Source organism: Kitasatospora sp. Xyl93 (assembly GCF_055383135.1).
The window spans coordinates 1,698,453-1,716,932 of sequence record NZ_AP029185.1; the positions used below are offsets into that span (position 1 = coordinate 1,698,453).

Annotated in this window: 20 protein-coding genes; 4 read left to right on the forward strand and 16 right to left on the reverse strand. The window is 73.3% G+C overall.

The window, feature by feature from the left end; genetic code table 11:
- Positions 1-53: 53 nt before the first annotated feature.
- From ACZ5GH_RS07095 to ACZ5GH_RS07150, 12 genes are all read right to left on the reverse strand, one after another.
- A complete protein-coding gene (locus ACZ5GH_RS07095; RefSeq protein WP_387750753.1) occupies positions 54-878 on the reverse strand; it encodes a MetQ/NlpA family ABC transporter substrate-binding protein in 825 nt (274 codons plus the stop codon).
- Positions 879-935: 57 nt separating this feature from the next.
- A complete protein-coding gene (locus ACZ5GH_RS07100; protein ID WP_387750745.1) occupies positions 936-1,667 on the reverse strand; it encodes a methionine ABC transporter permease in 732 nt (243 codons plus the stop codon).
- Positions 1,664-2,704, reverse strand: a complete 1,041-nt coding sequence (locus ACZ5GH_RS07105) for a methionine ABC transporter ATP-binding protein (RefSeq protein WP_464333732.1) — start codon at positions 2,702-2,704, stop codon at positions 1,664-1,666. Before ACZ5GH_RS07105 ends, ACZ5GH_RS07100 begins: the two co-directional genes overlap by 4 nt.
- A 547-nt stretch (positions 2,705-3,251) precedes the next feature.
- Entirely contained in the window at positions 3,252-3,752 is a 501-nt protein-coding gene (locus ACZ5GH_RS07110) for a GNAT family N-acetyltransferase (protein WP_464333733.1), read from the reverse strand.
- 203 nt (positions 3,753-3,955) lie between these two features.
- On the reverse strand, positions 3,956-4,213 hold the full coding sequence (locus ACZ5GH_RS07115) for a sigma-70 RNA polymerase sigma factor region 4 domain-containing protein (RefSeq protein ID WP_401104842.1): 258 nt from the start codon (positions 4,211-4,213) through the stop codon (positions 3,956-3,958).
- A 147-nt stretch (positions 4,214-4,360) separates the two neighbouring features.
- On the reverse strand, positions 4,361-5,785 hold the full coding sequence (gene argH, locus ACZ5GH_RS07120) for an argininosuccinate lyase (protein ID WP_464333734.1): 1,425 nt from the start codon (positions 5,783-5,785) through the stop codon (positions 4,361-4,363).
- Positions 5,786-5,924: 139 nt separating this feature from the next.
- Positions 5,925-6,473 carry an arginine repressor gene (locus ACZ5GH_RS07125; protein ID WP_049652068.1) on the reverse strand — a complete coding sequence of 183 codons (549 nt, stop codon included), beginning with the start codon at positions 6,471-6,473 and terminating at the stop codon, positions 5,925-5,927.
- A 23-nt stretch (positions 6,474-6,496) separates the two neighbouring features.
- Entirely contained in the window at positions 6,497-7,747 is a 1,251-nt protein-coding gene (locus ACZ5GH_RS07130) for an acetylornithine transaminase (RefSeq protein WP_387750731.1), read from the reverse strand.
- Positions 7,744-8,619: an acetylglutamate kinase gene (gene argB, locus ACZ5GH_RS07135; RefSeq protein ID WP_387751910.1), complete on the reverse strand. Its 876-nt coding sequence runs from the start codon at positions 8,617-8,619 to the stop codon at positions 7,744-7,746. The genes ACZ5GH_RS07130 and argB overlap by 4 nt, the downstream gene beginning before the upstream one ends.
- Before the next feature lie 226 nt (positions 8,620-8,845).
- On the reverse strand, positions 8,846-10,000 hold the full coding sequence (gene argJ / locus ACZ5GH_RS07140; protein ID WP_464336801.1) for a bifunctional glutamate N-acetyltransferase/amino-acid acetyltransferase ArgJ: 1,155 nt from the start codon (positions 9,998-10,000) through the stop codon (positions 8,846-8,848).
- 14 nt (positions 10,001-10,014) lie between these two features.
- Positions 10,015-11,043, reverse strand: a complete 1,029-nt coding sequence (gene argC, locus ACZ5GH_RS07145; protein WP_387750725.1) for an N-acetyl-gamma-glutamyl-phosphate reductase — start codon at positions 11,041-11,043, stop codon at positions 10,015-10,017.
- 94 nt (positions 11,044-11,137) lie between these two features.
- Positions 11,138-12,304 carry a methyltransferase gene (locus tag ACZ5GH_RS07150; protein WP_387751907.1) on the reverse strand — a complete coding sequence of 389 codons (1,167 nt, stop codon included), beginning with the start codon at positions 12,302-12,304 and terminating at the stop codon, positions 11,138-11,140.
- A gap of 126 nt (positions 12,305-12,430) precedes the next feature.
- Between ACZ5GH_RS07150 and ACZ5GH_RS07155 the strand changes: the two genes are divergently transcribed.
- Together ACZ5GH_RS07155 and ACZ5GH_RS07160 are read left to right on the forward strand one after the other, a co-directional pair.
- Positions 12,431-12,835, forward strand: a complete 405-nt coding sequence (locus tag ACZ5GH_RS07155; RefSeq protein WP_464333735.1) for a VOC family protein — start codon at positions 12,431-12,433, stop codon at positions 12,833-12,835.
- 20 nt (positions 12,836-12,855) lie between these two features.
- Entirely contained in the window at positions 12,856-13,230 is a 375-nt protein-coding gene (locus tag ACZ5GH_RS07160) for an RNA-binding S4 domain-containing protein (RefSeq protein ID WP_387750719.1), read from the forward strand.
- A gap of 14 nt (positions 13,231-13,244) precedes the next feature.
- Here the strand turns inward: ACZ5GH_RS07160 and ACZ5GH_RS07165 are convergent, their stop codons facing one another.
- The 3 genes from ACZ5GH_RS07165 to ACZ5GH_RS07175 form a co-directional block, all read right to left on the reverse strand.
- A complete protein-coding gene (locus tag ACZ5GH_RS07165; protein WP_387750716.1) occupies positions 13,245-13,751 on the reverse strand; it encodes an FBP domain-containing protein in 507 nt (168 codons plus the stop codon).
- Positions 13,752-13,795: 44 nt separating this feature from the next.
- Positions 13,796-14,344, reverse strand: coding sequence for an HDIG domain-containing metalloprotein (locus tag ACZ5GH_RS07170; protein WP_464333736.1), 549 nt, complete (start codon positions 14,342-14,344; stop codon positions 13,796-13,798).
- Positions 14,345-14,459: 115 nt separating this feature from the next.
- Positions 14,460-15,344 carry an SAM-dependent methyltransferase gene (locus ACZ5GH_RS07175; RefSeq protein WP_464333737.1) on the reverse strand — a complete coding sequence of 295 codons (885 nt, stop codon included), beginning with the start codon at positions 15,342-15,344 and terminating at the stop codon, positions 14,460-14,462.
- A gap of 208 nt (positions 15,345-15,552) precedes the next feature.
- Here ACZ5GH_RS07175 and ACZ5GH_RS07180 point away from each other — a divergent pair, with 208 nt between their 5' ends.
- Complete coding sequence (locus tag ACZ5GH_RS07180) at positions 15,553-16,470, forward strand: polysaccharide deacetylase family protein (RefSeq protein ID WP_464333738.1); 918 nt, start codon at positions 15,553-15,555, stop codon at positions 16,468-16,470.
- Between the two features lie 8 nt (positions 16,471-16,478).
- Here the strand turns inward: ACZ5GH_RS07180 and ACZ5GH_RS07185 are convergent, their stop codons facing one another.
- Positions 16,479-17,297 carry an SDR family NAD(P)-dependent oxidoreductase gene (locus ACZ5GH_RS07185; protein ID WP_387750704.1) on the reverse strand — a complete coding sequence of 273 codons (819 nt, stop codon included), beginning with the start codon at positions 17,295-17,297 and terminating at the stop codon, positions 16,479-16,481.
- 304 nt (positions 17,298-17,601) lie between these two features.
- Between ACZ5GH_RS07185 and ACZ5GH_RS07190 the strand changes: the two genes are divergently transcribed.
- On the forward strand, positions 17,602-18,471 hold the full coding sequence (locus ACZ5GH_RS07190; protein WP_387750702.1) for a 3-hydroxybutyryl-CoA dehydrogenase: 870 nt from the start codon (positions 17,602-17,604) through the stop codon (positions 18,469-18,471).
- Positions 18,472-18,480 lie beyond the last annotated feature (9 nt).

The window sequence follows — 18,480 nt, forward strand, 5'->3', positions numbered from 1 at the left end:
CCGAGGTGCGGCGGGGGCCCGGTCGGGATCGGGGCGTCGAGCGGGTCGACGGCTCAGAAGGCCGGGACGACCGAGCCCTGGAAGGTGTCCTCGATGTACTTCTTGACCTCGGCGGAGTGCAGCAGCTCGGCGAGCTTCTTGACCCGCGGGTCGTTCTCCTTGCCCTTCTTGACGGCCAGCAGGTTGGCGTACGGGTTGCCCTCGGCCTTCTCCAGCACCAGGGAGTCGGTGGTCGGCTTCAGGCCGGCCTCGATCGCGTAGTTGCCGTTGATGACGGCGGCGTCCAGGTCGGAGATGGAGCGGGGCAGCTGGGCGGCCTCCAGCTCCTTCCACTTGAGGTTCTTCGGGTTGCCCGTGACGTCGGCCGGGGTGGCGGCGGTGCCGGCGCCGTCCTTGAGGGTGATGATCTTGTTGTCGGCGAGCAGCTTGAGCGCGCGGCCCTCGTTGGTGGCGTCGTTCGGCAGTCCGACGGTGGCGCCGTCCGGCAGCTCGGCGAGCGACTTGACCTTCTTGGAGTAGGCGCCCAGCGGCTCCAGGTGCACCGTCTCCACGGGGACGATGTTCGTGCCGTTCTTCTTGTTGAAGTCCTCCAGGTACGGCAGGTGCTGGAAGTAGTTGGCGTCGGCCGAACCGTCCTGCACCGCCGTGTTGGGGGTCACGTAGTCGGTGACCTCCTTGATCTCGAGCTTGAGGCCCGCCTTCTCCGCGAGGTTGTCCTTGACGAACTTCAGGATCTGCCCGTGCGGGGTGGGGCTGGCCGCGACCTTGAGCGGCGCGTTCGGGTCCGAGGAGGAGGACCCGGAGCTGCCGCAGGCGGCGAGCGAGAGGGCGATGCCGGCGGTGGCGAGGACGCTGGTGAACTTCAGGGCGTTGCGCACGAAAAGTGCCTTTCTGCGTGGAACGGGGAGCCGCGTCCGGGGTCGGACGGGGGAGGTCTAGTGGGCGACGAGGTCCTCGTCGGCGGCGGTGGCGGGGCGCGGACGCAGCAGCCGGGTGCGTCCGCCGCCGTGGCCCCGGTTGGCGAGCCGGCGCACGGCGTAGTCGCCGGCCAGCTGGATCACGGTGACGATGACCGCGATCTCCGCCACGATGATCCACATGAAGGAGGTCTCGAAGCGCAGGTAGCCGTAGCGGTAGGCGAGGTCGCCGAGGCCGCCGCCGCCGACCGTGCCGGCCATCGCGGAGTAGCCGATCAGCGCGATGACCGTGGTGGTGACGGAGGCGACGATGCCGGGGAGCGCCTCGGGCACGAGCACCTTGCGGACCAGCGTCCAGGTGCCGCCGCCCATCGCGTGGACGGCCTCGACCAGGCCGCGGTCGACCTCACGGACGGAGGTCTCCACCAGTCGGGCGAAGAAGGGGATCGCACCGACGGTCAGCGGCACGGTGGCCGCCTGCCAGCCCAGGGAGTTGCCGGTCAGCCAGCGGGTGAAGGAGATCAGCGCGATCATCAGGATGATGAACGGCATCGAGCGCGTGAGGTTCACGACCGCGCCGAGCACCTTGTTCACCGGCTGGTTCTGGAGCACCCCGCCCTTGGAGGTGAGCACCAGCAGGATCCCGAGGGGCAGGCCGAGGAGGACGGTGCAGGCCGTCGACACTCCGACCATCTGGAAGGTCTCCTGGGTGGCGGGCCACATCAGCTCCTGCATCTGGTCCCAGGTCATGCCACCGCTCCGTTCGCCGTGCCGACGCCGTCCGCGTCGAGGAGGTCCACCTGCAGGCCCTGCTCGCGCAGGTAGCCGATCGGCACCACGTTGTCCTGGTGGCTGCCGGGCAGTTCGACCCGCATCCGGCCGACCATCCGGCCGGCGATGGTCTCCACCGCGGCACCGAGGATGTTGATGTCGATCTGGTAGGTGCGGGCGAGCTGGGAGACGAACGGCTGGGCCGAGCTGTCGCCCTGGAAGGTGATCTCCAGGACGGTGGATCCGGCGTGGCCGGTGCCGAACTCGCTGAGCGGGAACAGCTCGCGGGCCAGCTCCGAGCCGGGCTCGGCCAGCAGGTCGGTGAGCTTGCCGGACTCGACCACCCGGCCGCCGCGCATCAGGGCGGCGGAGTCGCAGACGGACTTGATGACGTCCATCTCGTGGGTGATCAGCAGGACGGTGAGGCCCAGCTGCTGGTTGAGGTCGCGCAGCAGCTTGAGGATCGAGCGGGTGGTCTCCGGGTCGAGCGCCGAGGTGGCCTCGTCGGAGAGCAGCACCTTGGGGTCGCCGGCCAGCGCCCGGGCGATGCCGACGCGCTGCTTCTGGCCGCCGGAGAGCTGGTGGGGGTAGCTGCGGGCCTTGTCGCCGAGGCCGACCAGGTCGAGCAGTTCGGCGGCCTTGCGGCGGCGCTCGGTGCGGTCCAGTCCGATGATCTCCAGCGGGAGCTCGACGTTCTGCTGCACGGTCCGCGAGGAGAGCAGGTTGAAGTGCTGGAAGACCATGCCGATCCGGCGGCGGGCCTCGCGCAGCTCCCGGCCGGCCCGGTTCTCGCCGCCGGCCAGCGCGGTGAGTTCGACCCCGTCCACGGTGACCGTGCCGGAGGTCGGGCGCTCCAGCATGTTCACGCAGCGGATGAGGGTGGACTTGCCGGCGCCGCTGGTGCCGACGACTCCGTAGACCTCGCCCGGGCGGACGTGCAGGTCGACGCCGGCGAGGGCGGTCACCTCGCGGCCTCGGGAACGGTAGACCTTCGTCAGGTCCGTGGTGGTGATCACAGCGACTTTCCGTGGGTCGGGGGCGGGCGGCGTGGGTCGACCGCGCGACCGGCGTGCGGTCGGCGGCGGCGTTACGGCGCTGCGCCGGGAGGGTCCGGACCTACCATCCCCTGATCGTGGCCGCTGGACGGCCGGGCCGCGCGACGGCGTGGCCCTAACGAGTCACCCGGCCCGCGGGTGGGCGGGCACGGCGGAGGGAGGGGTCCGGGAGGAGGGGCGCGCTCGCACGGGAGGGAGCGGCGCGGAGTCTCGCTTCGGGGCGCGAGGGGGAGGCACCCTCGGGGGTGCCGGGGGCGGTGGCCCTCAGCAGTGACACATTCGACGACACATGGCACGCTCACCTGCCGGCAGGGTGCCGGTGGGGGTCCAGTTCGTCGTCGCAGTCATGTGAGCCAGTAAAACAGATGGGTGGTTTTCCGCCCAATTATTTGCCGGAGCTGTCCGCGATGCGGACACGCACCCCTGCCACCAGCGCGGATACGGCTCGGCGCCGCCACCGGCCGTCCGGATGGTGGCGGCGCCGGGAGCCGGGCGCGGGGCGGCGGGCTCAGGCCGTCGCGGCGAGCGGCGTGGTGGCGGGCTTCTCCAGGTGGACGACGCTCAGCCGGCTGTTGACCTGCTCGACCCGGGTCTGACGGTACCCCTGGCGGGCGTACAGCCGCAGGTTGCCGAGGCTGCGGTGGCCGGTGGACAGCCGGTAGGCGTTCACCGGGCCGTGCTGGGCCATGTCGCGCTCCAGCGCGTCCATCAGCCGGCCGCCGAGGCCGTGGCGCTGCATCCGCGGATGGACGACCAGGCGCCCTATCCGGGCGACGCCGTCGGCGCCGACGTGGCCGCGGACCGTGCCCACCACCTCGTCGCCCAGCCGGGCGACCAGGAAGTGCTGTTCGGACAGTTCGGCGCGCAGGCTCTCCAGGCTCTGCGTCAGGGGCTCGATCGCCCAGTCGCCGTACAGCTCGGCCTCGGGCTGGTAGCCGAGGTACTGGAGCTTGAGGATCTGCTCCGCGTCCTCGGCCGTCGCGGCCGAGATGATCACGCTCATGCCCATGTGGAGGGGCCTCCCCAGTCGTCGTGCCCGGCGCGCAGAGGGTGGCGCGCTCACGCTCAGTATCCGAGTGATCGCGTCACCGTCAAGAGCTGCGTTCGCCAGCGCTCTACCCGGGTGTCAGCTCCCCTCAACCTTCGCGGGCGCGGACGTGAGGAGGGTCACCTCCCGTGCGGCGCGGGTGCCGTGGGGCCGTACGGCCGCGCTCAGGGGTAGCGCTCCGCGTGGAGCAGCGTCCGCAGGCAGGCCAGGCAGCGGGAACGGGTGGGGCCGATCGAGCCGCGCGGCATGCCGAGCCGCTCGGCGAGCTCACGATAGGTGGGCGGCGGATCCTCGGCGAGCGCGGCGATCAGCTGCGGACAGCGGCCGGGCAGGGCGGCGACGGTCTCGCGGACCACGCGGCGGCGGTCCTCGGCGAGGTAGACGTCCTCGGCGGAGGGGACGGGCGGGATGGCGGTGCACACACCGTGCATGACGGCCCGGGGCGGGGCCGGTTACGCCCGGGCCGACGCGCGGACGCGGGAGGGGCGCGCCGGTCGGACCGCCGCGCCCCTCCCCCGCCGTGCCGGGGGGCGGCCCCGACCGCATCGGGGCCGACCCTCCCGCCGGGGTCAGCCCCGGGCCCACTCCTGCTGCCGCGCCAGGTCCGCCTTCACCTCGGCGAGCTGGACCGCGACCGCCGAGGGGGCGGTTCCGCCGCGCCCGTCGCGGGCGGCGATGGCGCCGTGGACGCTGAGCACCGAGCGCACCTCGGGCGTCAGGTGCCCGGAGATCGCGGCGAACTGCTCGTCCGTCAGGTCGGACAGCTCGATGCCCTCGGCCTCGCAGACCTTGACGCAGGCGCCGGCCACCTCGTGCGCGACCCGGAACGGCACGCCCTGCTTGACCAGCCACTCGGCGATGTCGGTGGCGAGCGAGAAGCCGGCCGGGGCCAGCTCCTCCAGCCGCTCCCGGTGCACGGTGAGGGTGGCCATCATCCCGGTGAGGGCGGGCAGCAGCACCTCCAGCGTGTCGCAGGAGTCGAAGACCGGCTCCTTGTCCTCCTGGAGGTCCCGGTTGTAGGCCAGCGGCAGCGCCTTGAGGGTGGCCAGCAGGCCGGTCAGGTTGCCGATCAGCCGGCCGGACTTGCCCCGGGCGAGCTCGGCGATGTCCGGGTTCTTCTTCTGCGGCATGATCGAGGAGCCGGTGGAGAAGGCGTCGTGCAGCGTGATGAAGCCGAACTCCCTGGTGTTCCAGATGATCACCTCCTCCGCGATCCGGGAGAGGTTGACGCCGATCATCGCCGTCACGAAGGCGAACTCGGCGACGAAGTCGCGCGAGGCGGTGCCGTCGATGGAGTTGCCCGCCGAGCCGCCCTCGAACCCGAGGTCGGCGGCGACGGCCTCGGGGTCCAGGCCGAGCGAGGAGCCGGCCAGCGCCCCGGAGCCGTACGGCGAGACGGCGGTGCGGGCGTCCCACTGGCGCAGCCGCTCGGCGTCCCGGCCGAGGGCCTGCACGTGCGCGAGGACGTGGTGGGCGAAGAGCACCGGCTGGGCGTGCTGGAGGTGGGTGCGGCCCGGCATCGCGGTGTCCGGGTGCGCCTCGGCGAGGCCGACCAGGGCCTGCTGGAGGTCGAGCAGCAGGCCGCCGATGATCCTGGCGTGGTCCCGCAGGTACATCCGGAACAGGGTGGCGATCTGGTCGTTGCGCGAGCGGCCGGCCCGCAGCTTGCCGCCGAGGTCGGCGCCTAGGCGCTCCAGCAGGCCGCGCTCCAGGGCGGTGTGCACGTCCTCGTCGGCGACGGTGCCGGTGAAGGTGCCCGCCTCGACGTCGGCGAGCAGCCGGTCCAGGCCGGCCAGCATGCCGGCCAGCTCCTCGTCGGAGAGCAGGCCCGCCTTGTGCAGGACCCGGGCGTGGGCCCTGGAGCCCGCGATGTCGTACGGCGCGAGGCGCCAGTCGAAGTGGACCGAGGCCGAGAGCCGGGCCAGCGCCTCGGACGGGCCGTCGGCGAAGCGCGCGCCCCAGAGGCGGACGTCGGAGGACTGCTCGGCGGTCATCGCGTGGCTCCTTCATGGATGTACGGTGGTTGGCATAAGTATGCACGAGGGCGTATGAAAAACAAACCCCGGCCGGACGGTCTCCGTCGGCCGGGGTCGTGGGGGGTCGGGCGGTGCCGCGCTCGCCGCGGCGGGGCCGCTACTGCGCCTTCGCCTGGGCGAGTTGCATGAGGTGGTCGGCGAGCGCCTGGCCGCCGGCCGGGTCGCGGCTGATCAGCAGGACGGTGTCGTCGCCGGCGATGGTGCCGATGATCTCGAACACCTCGGCCTGGTCGATCGCCGAGGCCAGGAACTGTGCGGCGCCCGGCGGGGTGCGCAGCACCACGAGGTTGCCGGAGGCCGTCGCGGAGACCATGAGCTCGCCGGCCAGCCGGGCCATCCGGCCCTCGCTGGCCGACTCCCCCATCGGGGCGCGCGGCGTGCGGTCGCCGCCCTCGGCCGGGACGGCGTAGATCAGCGCGCCGTCCCGGTTGCGGATCTTGACCGCGCCCAGCTCGTCCAGGTCCCGGGAGAGGGTGGCCTGGGTGACCACGAGTCCGTCGTCGGCGAGCAGCTTGGCGAGCTGGCTCTGCGAACGCACGGGCTGGCGGGTGAGCAGGTCCACGATCCGCCGGTGGCGCGCGGTGCGGGTCTGCGGGACCTGCGGCGTCGGGCCGGCGGCGGATGGGCCGGAGTGGGATGCGGTCATGTGATTATTCTCCCGGACGGCGGTCAACTCGCATCGGCCGGGGCGCCCTCGCGCACCGTCCGGAGGATGCCCGGCAGCGCGGCCAGGAACGCGTCCGCCTCCTGTTCGGTGAGCACCAGCGGCGGGGCCAGCCGGACGGCGTCCGGGACGGCCGCGTTGACCAGGAAGCCCGCCTGCTGCGCGGCGGCCTGGACCTCGGCCGCGACCGGCGCGGTCAGCACGATGCCGAGCAGCAGTCCCGCGCCGCGCACGTGCGAGACCAGCGGGTCGCCGAGCGCCTCGACGCCGTGCCGCAGCCGCTCGCCGAGCTTGCGGGCGTGCTCCAGCAGGCCCTCGGACTCGATGGTGTCCAGCACCGCGAGCCCGGCCGCGGCGGCCACCGGGTTGCCGCCGAAGGTGGTGCCGTGCTGGCCCGGGGTCAGCAGCTCGGCGGCCGGCCCGAAGGCGAGCACCGCGCCCATCGGCAGGCCGCCGCCGAGCGCCTTGGCCAGGGTGACCACGTCCGGCTCCACGCCCTCGTACGCCTGGTGGGCGAACCAGTGGCCGGTGCGGCCGACGCCGGTCTGGATCTCGTCCAGGACCAGCAGGGTGCCGGTGGCCCGGGTGATCTCGCGGGCCGCCCTCAGGTAGCCATCGGGCAGCGGGACGGCGCCGTTCTCGCCCTGGATCGGCTCCAGGAAGACGGCGGCGGTCTCCTCGGTGACGGCCGCGCGCAGCGCCTCGACGTCGCCGAACGGGACGTGGGTGACGTCGCCGGGCAGCGGGCGGAACGGGTCCTGCTTGGCGGGCTGCCCAGTGAGCGCGAGGGCGCCCATGGTGCGGCCGTGGAAGCCGCCCTGGAGGGCGACCACGTGGGTGCGGCCGGTCCGCCGGCCGATCTTGAAGGCGGCCTCGTTGGCCTCGGCGCCGGAGTTGCAGAAGAACACCCGGCCGCCGGGGCGGCCGTCCAGCTCCAGCAGCCGCTCGGCGAGCGCGATGGTGGGCTCGGCCATGAAGAGGTTGGAGACGTGGCCGAGGGTGGCGATCTGCCGGCTCACCGCCTCGACGACGGCCGGGTGGGCGGTGCCCAGGGCGTTGACGGCGATGCCGCCGAGCAGGTCGGTGTACTCCTTGCCGTCGGCGTCCCAGAGCTTGCTGCCCTCGCCGCGCACCAGCGGGATGCGGGGGGTGCCGTAGTTGTCGGTGAAGGAGTGCTGCCAGCGCTCGGCGAGCCGCTCGTTGTGGGTCGTACCGGTCCCGCCGGTCGTGCCGGTCCCGCCAGTCGTGCCAGTCATGCCAGTCCCCCGGTCACGGTCGGTTCGTCGTCCGGCACGACCATCGTGCCGATGCCCTCGTCGGTGAAGATCTCCAGCAGCAGGCTGTGCTGCACCCGGCCGTCCAGCACGCGGGCGGTGCCCACGCCGGAGCGGACGGCGCGCAGGCAGCCCTCCATCTTGGGGAGCATGCCGCTGGCCAGGTCGGGCAGCAGCTCCTCCAGCTCGCTCGCGGTGAGCTGGCTGATCACGTCGTCGGAGTTCGGCCAGTCCTTGTAGAGGCCCTCGACGTCGGTGAGGACGACGAGCATCTCGGCGCCGAGCGCGACCGCGAGGGCGGAGGCGGCGGTGTCGGCGTTGATGTTGTAGACGTGGCCGTCGGTGCCGCGGGCGATCGAGGAGATGACCGGGATGCGGCCGTCGGCGATCATCGCCTTCACCGCGCCGGCCTCGATGTTGACGATGTCGCCGACCAGGCCGATGTCGACCTGCTCGCCGTCCACCACCGCGTAGCGCTTGACCGCCGTCATGGTGTGGGCGTCCTCGCCGGTCATGCCGACCGCGAACGGGCCGTGCTCGTTGAGCAGGCCGACCAGCTCGCGCTGCACCTGACCGGCCAGCACCATCCGGACCACGTCCATGGTCTCCGGGGTGGTGACCCGCAGGCCGTTGGTGAAGCTCGACTCCAGGCCGAGCCGGTCGAGTTGGGCGCTGATCTGCGGGCCGCCGCCGTGCACCACGACCGGGTGCAGGCCGGCGTAGCGCAGGAAGACCACGTCCTGGGCGAAGGCGGCCTTGAGGCTGTCGTCCACCATGGCGTTGCCGCCGAACTTGATCACGACGGTCTTGCCGTGGAAGCGCTCCAGCCACGGCAGCGCCTCGATCAGCGTCATGGCCTTGGGCAACGCGGTGTTGTTGCGGGCCTGTTCGCCCTTGGGTGCGATCTGCACGGGTTCCCTCGTCGATGGGGGTCCCCCGGCCGGAGGCTGGGGGAGGATGTCGCGGATCAGGTGGCGCGGGCCGGGTGGCGCGGGTCCGGTTCCGCGGACCGGGTGGCGCGGCTCCGGTTCCGCGGACCGGGTGTCGCCGCTCAGGGTGCCGCGGAGGAAGTGACGCGGATCAGGTCGAGTAGGCGCTGTTCTCGTGAACGTAGTCGGCCGTCAGGTCGTTGGTCCACAGCGTGGCGCCCGCCGTACCGGCGTTGAGGTTCGCGGTGACGACGACCTCGCGGCCCTTCATGTCCACCAGGTCGCGGTCCTCGCCCACGCCGCCGGCCCGGCAGACCCAGACGCCGTTGATCGCGACGTCCAGCTCGTTCGGGTCGAACGCCGCGGAGGTGGTGCCGATCGCGGCCAGCACCCGGCCCCAGTTGGGGTCCTCGCCGTGGATGGCGCACTTGAGCAGGTTGTTGCGGCTGATCGTCCGGGCGACCTCGACCGCCTCGTCCTCGGTGGCGGCGCCGGTGACGTCGATCCGGATCTCCTTGCTCGCGCCCTCGGCGTCACCGATCAGCTGGCGGGCCAGGTCGGCGCTGACCGTCCGGACGGCCTCGGCGAACTCGGCCTGCTCCGGGGTGATGCCGGAGGCGGCGGAGGCGAGCAGCAGCACGGTGTCGTTGGTCGACATGCAGCCGTCGGAGTCGATCCGGTCGAAGGTGGTGCGGGTGGCGCCGCGCAGCGCGGCGTCCAGGCCGGCGCTGTCGACGGCGGCGTCGGTGGTGAGCACGACCAGCATGGTGGCGAGGCTCGGGGCGAGCATGCCCGCGCCCTTGGCCATGCCGCCGACCGTCCAGCCGGCCGGGCTGGTGAACCGGGCGGTCTTGTGCACCGTGTCGGTGGTCTTGATGGCGATCGCGGCGGCCTCGCCGCCGGCCTCGTCGAGCTCGCCCGCGGCCAGGGCGACCCCGGGCAGCAGGACGTCCATCGGCAGCCGCACGCCGATCAGGCCGGTGGAGGCGACGGCGACCTCGCCCGCGTTGAGGCCCAGCTCCGCGGCCGCCTTCTCCGCGGTGGCGTGGGTGTCCTGGAAGCCGAGCGGGCCGGTGCAGGCGTTGGCGCCACCGGAGTTGAGGACGACGGCGGAGACCCGGCCGCCCTTGAGGACCTGCTCGGACCAGAGCACCGGCGCGGCCTTGACCCGGTTGGCGGTGAAGACGCCGGCCGCGGCGAGCGAGGGGCCGTCGTTGACCACCAGGGCGAGGTCGGGGGTGCCGGAGGCCTTGATGCCGGCGGTCACACCGGCGGCGCGGAAGCCCTTGGCCGCGGTCACCCCGATGTTCGTGCTGTTGCTCACGGTGCGACTCCGTTCACGGGAAGGCCCAGCTCCTCGGGCAGGCCCAGGGCGATGTTCATGCTCTGCACCGCGCCGCCGGCGGTGCCCTTGACCAGGTTGTCGATCGCGCTGATCGCGATGATCCGCCCGGCGGCGGCGTCCAGGGCGACCTGGACCAGGGCGGTGTTGGCGCCGTAGACGCTGCTGGTCTGCGGCCACTGCCCCTCGGGCAGCAGGTGGACGAAGGGCTCGTCCGCGAAGGCCTCGGTGTACGCGGCGCGCAGGCTCCGGGCCGTCACCTCCGGCCTGGCCTTGGCCGAGCAGGTGGCGAGGATGCCGCGCGGCATCGGGACGAGGGTGGGGGTGAAGGAGACGGTGACCGGCTCGCCGGCGACCGGGGTGAGGTTCTGCGCCATCTCCGGGGTGTGCCGGTGGACGCCGCCGACGCCGTAGGGGCTGACGCTGCCCATCACCTCGCTGCCCAGCAGGTGCGGCTTGGCGGCCTTGCCGGCGCCGGAGGTGCCGGAGGCGGCGACCACCACGGCCTCCGGCTCGGCGAGCCGCGCGGCGTACGCGGGGAACAGCGCCAGGGAGACGGCCGTCGGGTAGCAGCCGGGGACGGCGATCCGGTTGCTGCCCTTCAACGCGGCGCGGTGGCCGGGGAGTTCGGGCAGGCCGTAGGGCCAGGTACCGGCGTGCGCGGAGCCGTAGAACTGCTCCCAGTCGGCGGCGGCCCTGAGCCGGAAGTCGGCGCCGCAGTCGATCACCAGGACGTTCGGGCCGAGCTCCTCGGCGACCGCGGCGGACTGGCCGTGCGGCAGCGCCAGGAACACCACGTCGTGGTCGGCCAGCACCTCGGGGGTGGTGGCCTCGAGGACGCGGTCGGCCAGCGGGAGGAGGTGCGGTTGGAGCGCGCCCAGTCTGGTGCCCGCGTTCGAGCCGCCGGTCAGCGCCCCGATCTCCACCTCCGGGTGGCCGAGCAGCAGGCGCAGCACCTCACCGCCCGCGTAACCGCTCGCGCCGGCGACGGCGACTCGCAATGCCATGGCGTTCCTCCTTCGACTTGGCATGAATATACGCCCGACGGAAAATTCATGCAAGGAGTTCATGCCGCATCCCGGCGGGGCGGAGCCGCCCGGGTCAGCGCTTGACGGCCCGCAGCACCACGAACTTGGGGTTGCCGGCGACGAGTTGGCAGTTGCCGAAGAGGCGGCGCAGCTTGACGTGGTAACCGAGGTGGCGGTTGCCGACCACCCAGAGTTCGCCGCCGGGCCGCAGCGCCCGCCTGGCGCCGGTGAACATCCGCCAGGCGGTGGCGTCGGTGGTGGCCTGGTGGGAGTGGAACGGCGGGTTGTTGAGCACCAGGTCCACCGAGCCGGCCGCGACCACGTCCGGGGCCAGGGCGTCGGCGGCCAGGAACTCGGCCGGGGCGTCCGGGCCCAGGTTGAGGCGGAAGGTCTCCTCGGCGGAGGCCACCGCCTGGTGCGACTCGTCCACGAACACCAGCTCCGCGCCGGGCCCCGCCAGCGCCGCGGCCGTGCCGACCACGCCGTTGCCGCAGCCGAGGTCCACCACCCGGGCGCCGGGGGCCGGGACGGGCAGGTGGGCGAGGAGGAAGCGGGTGCCGATGTCCAGCCGTTCGGCGCAGAAGGTGCCCGCGTGGTTGACGACGGTACGGCCGGAGGCGGGGCCGATGTCCGGGGGCAGCGCGTAGCGGTGCGGCCACGGACTGGGGCCGGGGTCGAGGGTCCGGTCCGGGGTGCAGAAGATCAGTCGGGCCTTGCGGACCGCCAGCGAGGTGCGGGTCGGGCCGAGGATCCGCTCGAACAGCTGGAGCGTGGAGGTGTGGATCTCGGTGACCATGCCGGTGCCGATCACCACGGTGCCCTCGTGGACGGCCGGGGCGAGCCGGTGCAGCTGGTCCTCCAGCAGGGCCAGGCTCTTGGGGACGCGCACCAGCAGCACGTCGATCCGCTCCGGCACCGCGTCCCGGGTGGTCAGCAGCCGCGACTCGTCGACGGCGGCGCCGGCCCGGGCCAGGTTGGCCAGGGTGGCCCGCCGGCCGAGGTGGGAGTCGGTGATCTGCAGCGGCCGGTGCCCGGCGAGCGCCGTGGTCAGCGCGCCCCAGCGGTCGCCGAGGACGACGACCGTGCGGCCGGCCAGTTCCGTCGCGGCGCCGGCCGCGCTGTCGGCCTCGCCCGCGAGGTGGCGCAGCAGGTACTCGTCGGCGGCGTCCCAGGCCCGGAGCCGCTCGCGCGGGTCCACCGGGAAGCGGGTCAGCTCCAAGGTGCCCCACGGGGTGGCCATGGTGGTGTTCGACGGGGTCGCGGCGGGCGTGGTCTGGGAATTCATCGTGCCCTCAGGCTATCCGACAGCCCCCGGGGGCGATTACGGACGGATACTGGAAGAGCCCGACCGAGAGGGGTGAGGGCGATGGAGTGGAGACTCGAAGTCGTGGTGGTCCCGGTGTCCGACGTGGACCGCTCGAAGCTCTTCTACGAGGAGCAGGTCGGGTTCACCGTCGACCACGACACCCTGCTGCGGGACGGGATCCGGGTGGTCCAGCTGACTCCCCCCGGCTCGCCCTGCTCCATCGTGGTGGGCAAGGGGGTGATCGACTCGCCGCCCGGATCGGTGAAGGGCCTCCAGCTGGTGGTGCCGGACATCGACAAGGCGCACGCCGAACTGACGGCGCGGGGCGTGCCGGTCAGCCCCGTCCAGCACTTCGTGACGGGGGGCCGGGTGGACGGGCACGGCGAGGCGTGGAACAACTTCGTGTTCTTCAACGACCCGGACGGGAACGGCTGGGCGGTCCAGGAGGCGCCGCGCGCCGGATAGGTCTTGGGTAGGCTCCGAGGATGGCTGAACACGAGGGAAGCGTGCGGGTGGACAGCTGGATCTGGTCGGTCCGGCTGGTCAGGACGCGGGCGCTGGCGGCCGCCGCGTGCCGGGCCGGGCACGTCCGGGTGAACGGCGAACGGGCCAAGCCCGCCCAGGCGCTGAAGCCCGGGGACGAGGTCCGGGTCCGCGAGGAGGGCTACGAACGGGTCGTGGTGGTGCGGAAGCTGATCCGCAAGCGGGTCGGCGCCGCGGTCGCCGCGGAGTGCCTGCTCGACAACAGCCCGCCGCGGCCGCCGCGCGAGTTCGTCGCGGCGGCCGGGACGCGGGACCGCGGCACCGGGCGGCCGACCAAGCGGGAGCGCCGCGAGCTGGACCAGCTGCGCGGACACTGAGAGGTACCGGTCCGTTACGCGGCGGCGGTGGCGAGCACCTTGTCGAGGAAGCCGCCGAGGTTGCCCACCGTACGGTCGATCTGCAGCTCCAGCGGCAGCGACTCGTCGGGCCGGGTGACCAGCGTGGACTTCTTCAGCCCGCGCACGTACAGCGAGCAGGCCAGGTCGGCGCAGATGTAGGTGCCGACCGTGTTGCCCTCGCGCCCGGCCGTCCCGGCCCGGCGGGCGGCGAGCAGCGCCACCCCTGACCCGGCGTGCGCGGTGATGCACAGCGAGCACACGTTGGTCTTGGTCAGGCTGCGCCGGATCACCGGCGAGCGCAGCGTCACGCCGACGAGCTCGCCGCCGTACGGCGCCACCAGGTACGCGCGGTCGGGTGCGCCTTGATCCCGCCAGCCGAGGAAGTCCAGGTGCTCCCAGGGCAGTTCGGCCAGGCCCCGGGGCAGGTTGAGCCGGCGGGCCTCGCCCTTGGAGCAGTTGACGAAGGACGCGCGGATCTCGTTCTCACTCAGGGGTTCCATGTCGCGGAAGCTAACACCGACCCGTCCGCCCTGTCGCGCCGTTTTCACCCGGTGCGCACCGGATGGGCGGCCTGGACGGCCAGCCGCCGCGGGGCGTCCTCGCCGATCCGGGTGAGCAGGTCGTCCAGCGCGAGGAAGTCCTCCCAGCGCCCCCTGCCGCCGGCGGCGAGGAGGTCCACCACGCGGTCCTCCAGGTCCTGGACGCGCTTGTTCTTCCAGGCCTTGTCGGCGAGGCTGACCAGCAGTTCCTCGACGGTCACCCCGGGTGCGCCCCAGCTCGCGTGGCTGCGGGCGAAGCGGGCGAGGTACTCGGGGACGCCGCGGGAGAGCAGCAGCCGGTGTCCGGCGGCCTCGTGCAGGGAGCCGGGGCCGGAGAGCTCCTCGGGGTGGAGGACCTTGCCGATGTCGTGGGTGGCGGCGCCGTAGCGGACCGCCTCGCGGTCGAAGGCCAGGCCCTCGCGGGCGCAGAAGTCGGCGATCTCCTCGGCCGCCTCGTGCACCAGCGCGAGGTGGGCGACCAGTCGGGGCGGGGCGTCGACGGCCCGCAGGAGGTCGGCGACGTCCGGGGGCAGCGGCGGCAGGGACTCGGTCACAGCGGCGGGCCGGCTCCGGGTGAGGGGATGTCAGTGAGGGTCCGTAGGCTTCTGCCGTCCGGTCCCGGCGCAGGAGGGAGGCGCCGGGGCCGGACGCGGCGGAGCGGGGAGGGGGCTACTTCTTGAAGGCGACGCCGGCGTACGCCGAGACGTCCTGCCAGCCCTCGGGGAGTTCGGAGGTGGGCACGTGGCCGGCGGTGGGGCGCCAGAGCGGGAGCTGGACGAGCCCGGGGCCGGCGAACTCGAAGTCGCCGAAGAAGGGTTCGACGCCGGAGCGCGGGCGCAGCACGAGCGGGGCGCTGGCGCTCCGGTAGATCCGGGTGCCCTCGGCGGCGCTCTCGCGGGAGGCGAAGTCGGGGCTGCCGTGGGAGAGGATCAGCGCGCTGCCGGGGGCGAGCGCGTCGCGCAGGGTGCGGACGATCCGCTGCGCGCCGTCCTCGTCGCGGATGAAGTGCAGGACGGCGACCAGCATCAGCGCGACCGGCTGGGAGAGGTCGACGGCGCCGGCCAGCGCGGGGTGGCCGAGGATCGAGGCCGGGTCGCGCAGGTCGGCCTCGATCACCGAGGTGTGCCCGGCGGGGTGGCTCGCCAGCAGGGCGCGGGCGTGGGTGGCGACGATCGGGTCGTTGTCCACGTACACCACCCGGGCGTCCGGGGCGACGCGCTGGGCGACCTCGCTGGTGGAGCCGACCGCCGGGATGCCGGTGCCGATGTCGACGAACTGGCGCACGCCCCGGCCCGCCACGAACTCCACGGCGCGTCCGAGGAACTGCCGGTTGGTGCGGGCCAGCAGCGGCAGCGCGGGGTAGGCGGATATCGCGGCCTGGGCGGCCTTGCGGTCGGCCTCGAAGTTGTCCTTGCCGCCGAGGTAGTAGTCGTACATCCGGGCGGTGTGCGGGACACCGGTGTCCAGCTCGCTCGGCGGCTGCCAGTCGTCGGCTCTGGCCCAGTCCCACTCGGTGCCCGCGCTCCGGCCGGTCGCCGCGCTGTCCTCGTACATCCTGTCCGCCCCCAATGCGCAATGCCGGAAGAGTCTGGCCACCGCCCGTCACGCGGTGCGCGGTGATCGTATCCAAGGACACTCCGCGGAAACAGCGGGAGTTCAGGTTCACGCAACACCCGGTGACGGACGGTGTCCACGTCAAGGGCCGGTGCGGCCGGTCGTACCGGATCGCCCGGCCGGACCGCGCTCTCTATGCTGGCTGCCGATGACTGCCGACCGCCGCACCGTGCTGCGCACCACCGCCCGACTCGCCGCCCTCGCCGCCACCGGCGGCCTGCTCACCGCCTGCGGCACCGGAACGCGCCGCCGGGCCGATCCGGGGGCGCTCTCCGCGCACCCGGGCACCGTGGACCCGCAGCACACCACCGACCCGGCCTGGAACGGCGGCGAGGGCCCGGGCTCCCCCGCGCCCTCCGCCCCGGCGGAGCCCGCTCCGGCCGGTGGCCCGACCGCCGCCGCGGCCGCCGCCACCCAGCCCTCCGCCCCGCCGGCCCCGCCCGCGCTGCCGCCGCTGGCGCCCGGCACCCCGGTCGAGGTCGCGTACGGGCCGCGCACCGGCCGGAACGTGGCGCTCACCGTCCACGGCAGCGGCGACCCGAAGCTGGCCACCGCCCTGCTGGAGGCCGCCGAGCAGCGCGGCGCCCGGCTGACCGTGATGGTGGTCGGCAGCTGGCTCGACCAGCAGCCGCAGATGGCCCGGCGGATCCTGGACGGCGGCCACGAGCTGGGCAACCACACCCAGAACCACCTCAACATCTCGGCGATGACGCCGGACCAGGCGCGCGCCGAGATCGCCCAGTGCGCGGAGCGCCTGCAGCGGCTCACCGGCTCGATCGGCCGCTGGTTCCGCCCCTCCGCCGCGCAGTACGCCACGCCGATGGTGCGCGAGCAGGCCAGGGCGGTCGGGTACGAGCACGTGCTGTCCTTCGACGTCGACCCGCGCGACTACGGCGACCCGTCGGCCGCCGAGCTGCAGCGCCGGGTGCTGAACTCGGTGCGCGGCGGCTCGGTGGTGGCGCTGCACATGGGGCACCAGTGCACGGTGGACGCGCTGCCCGGGATCCTGGACGGGCTGGCCAAGGCGGGGCTCAAGCCGGTGACCGCCAGCCAGCTCTGCGCCTGAGGACGCGTTCAGAGCATCGGGTCGTCGTCCTTGTACGGGCGCAGCCGCAGCGTGCGGGCGTCCGCGGCGCGGATCGCGTCGGCCCGGTTGACCAGCTCCTCCAGGTTGTCCCGGCCGGCGTGGATGAACCGCCCGTGCAGTGCGTCGAAGCGGCCGCGGGCGGCGTCCACGGTGACCGCGACCATGTACGGGATGGAGTCCCAGGACCTGGCGTCCTTGAACATCGGCATCCCGGCGGTCATGTCGGTGGCCACCGCGCCCGGGCTGATGTCGAGGACGACGATGCCGTTGCGGGCGAGCGAGTCCGCCATGTTGTCGGAGAGCTGGAGCAGCGCGCCCTTGGAGGTGGCGTACGCGGTGTAGTGGCCGTCCGGGCGCAGCGCGAAGCCGGAGTTGAGGTTGACCACCCGGCCGCGCCGGCGGGCGACCATGCCGGGCAGCACGCAGCGCAGCAGGTTGTAGGGGCCGCGCAGGTTGGTCTCGACCACCTGCCACCACTGGTTGGCGTCGGTCTCCCAGAGCGGCACCTCGGCGCGGTCGACCAGGCCGGCGTTGTTGACCAGCAGGTCGATCGGCCCGAGGTCGCGCTCGACCACCCGGACCGCCTCGCGCACCGACCCGGGGCGGGTGACGTCGGCGGTCACGGCGACGCCCCGGGAGCCCCGCCTGACGCACTCCTTGAGGGTGTCGGTCAGCGTCTCGTGGGTGCGGCCGACCAGGCCGACGGCCATCCCCTCGGCGGCCAGGCCGATGGCGAGCTCCCGGCCGATGCCCCGGCCGGCGCCGGTGACCAGGGCGACCTGTCCCGCGAGCGATCCCGTCGACACCCTGTGCTCCCTTCGGGCCCCCGGTCCGGTCCGCTTTCCGCCCCCTCCCCGTCTGCGGCATTCTGTCGGCCGCCGGGCGGAGCAGGCCCCGGGCACACGGGTCCGGGGGCGCCGCGTCACTCGTTCGGGGGATTCCCGGTGGTGGCACCCTGCCGGGGAGGGGGTGACCTACTGGCCGGTACGGAGTAGTAACGTCGTCGGGGCGGTGACCGGTGCACCCATTCCGGTACACCGGCCCGTCGTCCAGCAGCTCGCTGGGCCACCCGTAGCTGGGCGACCCCCAGCACCGTCGAAGGGCAACTGAGTGAGTGACATCGCGCGCGTCGGAGTGATCGGCTGCGGCCTGATGGGGTCGGGTATCGCCGAGGTCTTCGCCCGGGCCGGGCTGGACGTCCTGGTGTCGGAGGCCAGCGGTGAGGCCCTGGAGTTCGGCCGCACCCGGCTGACCAACTCCCTGGACACGGCGGTCAAGCGCGGCAAGCTGACCCCCGAGCAGCGGGACGAGGCGATGGCCCGGCTGTCCTTCACCGTCGACCTGTCCGACTTCGCCGACCGCGACCTGGTGGTCGAGGCCGTCGCCGAGCGCGAGGACGTCAAGGTCCGGATCTTCGAGACCCTGGACCGGGTGGTCGAGCGCCGCGACGCGATCCTGGCCTCCAACACCTCCTCGATCCCGATCGTGAAGCTGGCCGCCGCCACCACCCGCCCGGAGCAGGTGATCGGCCTGCACTTCTTCAACCCGGCGCCGGTGCAGAAGCTGGTCGAGGTCATCCCGACCCTGACCACCTCGGCGACCACCACCGAGCGGGTCGAGGCCTTCGCCTCCCAGGTGCTCGGCAAGGAGCCGATCCGCGCCCGCGACCGGGCCGGCTTCGTGGTCAACGCGCTGCTGGTGCCGTACCTGCTGTCCGCGGTGCGGATGTTCGAGTCGGGCGTGGCCACCGCCTCCGACATCGACAAGGGCATGGAGGCCGGCTGCGCCCACCCGATGGGCCCGCTGCGGCTGTGCGACCTGATCGGCCTGGACACCATCGTCTCGATCGCCGAGTCGATGTACGACGAGTACAAGGAGCCGCTGTACGCCGCTCCCCCGCTGCTGTCCCGGATGGTCGACGCGGGCCTGCTGGGCCGAAAGTCCGGCCGCGGCTTCTACGACTACACCGCGAGCGCCTGACCTGCGCGG